The sequence below is a fragment of the Fusobacterium perfoetens genome (assembly GCF_021531595.1).
In the GTDB taxonomy this organism is placed as follows: Bacteria; Fusobacteriota; Fusobacteriia; order Fusobacteriales; family Fusobacteriaceae; genus Fusobacterium_B.
Window position 1 is genome coordinate 1 of record NZ_JADYUD010000027.1, and the last position, 1658, is coordinate 1658.

Sequence of the window (1658 nt, forward strand, 5' to 3'; positions counted from 1 at the left end):
CAATAGAATAGAGAATCTGACTTAAAACTCCTTAGAAAGGAGGTGATCCATCCGCACGTTCCCGTACGGATACCTTGTTACGACTTCACCCCAATCGCTAACCACACCCTCGGAGCATCCTTCCTTGCGGTTAGGCCTGCTACTTCAGGTGCAATCAACTCTCGTGGTGTGACGGGCGGTGTGTACAAGACCCGAGAACGTATTCACCGCAACATTGCTGATTTGCGATTACTAGTGATTCCAACTTCATGTACTCGAGTTGCAGAGTACAATCCGAACTACGAACAGCTTTCTGAGGTTTGCTCCTCCTCGCGGATTCGCTTCTCTCTGTACTGCCCATTGTAGCACGTGTGTAGCCCAGCATATAAGGGGCATGATGACTTGACGTCATCCCCACCTTCCTCCTGCTCGTCGCAGGCAGTATCGCATGAGTGCCCAACTTAATGATGGCAACATACAATAGGGGTTGCGCTCGTTGCGGGACTTAACCCAACATCTCACGACACGAGCTGACGACAGCCATGCACCACCTGTCTCTAGGTTCTCCCGAAGGAGCACTGAAAAATCTCTTTCTCATTCCTAGGATGTCAAACGCTGGTAAGGTTCCTCGCGTTGCGTCGAATTAAACCACATGCTCCACCACTTGTGCGGGTCCCCGTCAATTCCTTTGAGTTTCATACTTGCGTACGTACTCCCCAGGCGGATTACTTATCGCGTTAGCTTGAGTGCCGAGGTTCGACCCCCGACGCTTAGTAATCATCGTTTACGGCATGGACTACCAGGGTATCTAATCCTGTTTGCTCCCCATGCTTTCGCGCTTCAGCGTCAGTATCTGTCCAGTGAGCTGACTTCTCTATCGGCATTCCTACAAATATCTACGAATTTCACCTCTACACTTGTAGTTCCGCCCACCTCTCCAGTACTCTAGTCTGGCAGTTTCCAACGCAATACGGAGTTGAGCCCCGCATTTCCACATCAGACTTACCAGACCGCCTAGACGCGCTTTACGCCCAATAAATCCGGATAACGCTTGCGACATACGTATTACCGCGGCTGCTGGCACGTATTTAGCCGTCGCTTCTTCTATCGGTACCATCACTTTCTTTTTCCCGATTGAAAGCACTTTACAATCCTAAGACCGTCATCGTGCACACAGAATTGCTGGATCAGACTTTTGGTCCATTGTCCAATATTCCCCACTGCTGCCTCCCGTAGGAGTAAGGGCCGTGTCTCAGTCCCCTTGTGGCCGTTCACCCTCTCAGGCCGGCTACCCATCGCGGTCTTGGTGAGCCGTTACCTCACCAACTAACTAATGGGACGCAAAGCTCTCCTGCAGCGCATATAGCTTTCATACATAAGCCATGCGGCTTACGCATAATATCCGGTATTAGCTATCGTTTCCAATAGTTGTCCCAGACTGCAGGGCAAGTTCTTTACGTGTTACTCACCCGTCCGCCACCTTACTATCTCCGAAGAGAATTCAAGTAGACTTGCATGTGTTAAGCATTCTGTCAGCGTTCATCCTGAGCCAGGATCAAACTCTTCATTAAAAGATTTATTTGATTTGACTAGGTCAATCATGTTTACTTACTTATTTAACACCAATTAAGGTTTGCTTGTTTTGTCATATTATTCTCTATTCTGTTGTTAATGTCCTT

At 48.7% G+C, this 1658-nt stretch carries 1 rRNA gene; it reads right to left on the bottom strand.

From position 1 onward, the window contains the following. Positions 1–35 precede the first annotated feature (35 nt). Positions 36–1550: ribosomal RNA gene (locus tag I6E17_RS09785) — 16S ribosomal RNA — on the bottom strand. Positions 1551–1658 lie beyond the last annotated feature (108 nt).